Here is a 625-nt window from a genome sequence, read left to right as displayed (position 1 = left end):
GGGGGGGTGGAAGCTGGGGCGCCCCATTTCGGGGGGGCGGAGCGGGCGCGCTGTGCGGGGCGGCTTTGCACCCTCAGAAATGCTGATTTCGTCGCGGCGAAACCGCGAAAAGGGCGGACCCGCCAATGAAAACGCCACGAGAAACAGCAGCATTACGACGCCTGCCCGAACCAGCGCGCTTTCTTTCCACAGTTTACGCGCGCTATTCATGCCCGTTCCCCAGCGTAATCCGGCGGTCGATAACGGCGTAGGAAACGTCGGCGATAAAATTCGCGCTTAAGGTGATAAGTGCCATAACGAGCAAAATGCCCATAATCAGCGGATAATCGCGGTGACGCACCGCCTCGAAACTGAGACGTCCCACGCCCGGCCAACTGAACACGGTTTCCGTGAGCAGCGCGCCGGACAGCAAGTCGGGGATTTGCAGACTCAATACGGTTACCACCGGTATCATGATGTTTTTCAGCGTATGTTTAAAAACAATTGTGTTTTCACGGAGTCCGTGGGAGCGCGCTGTCCGTATGTAATCCGAGCTTAACACGCCCGCTACGCTGCTTCTCGTGTAGCGCAGCATCATCGCCGCGTTGCCCAGCCCTAAAACAATTGCCGGCATTACCATGTGCCG

At 57.9% G+C, this 625-nt stretch carries 2 protein-coding genes; both read right to left on the bottom strand.

The features are described from left to right. The coding region (locus AWU74_RS07340; protein WP_438816369.1) for a hypothetical protein at window positions 1-210 on the bottom strand (210 nt) is incomplete at its 3' end. Beyond that, window positions 203-625 (bottom strand): ABC transporter permease (locus AWU74_RS07335; protein WP_162505013.1); only part of this gene is annotated, 423 nt, incomplete at its 5' end. The genes AWU74_RS07340 and AWU74_RS07335, both read right to left, overlap by 8 nt.

The organism is Treponema endosymbiont of Eucomonympha sp., from assembly GCF_001028545.1.
Note: the sequence above shows the minus strand (reverse complement) of the source record. Positions and strands in the feature narration are given on the sequence as shown.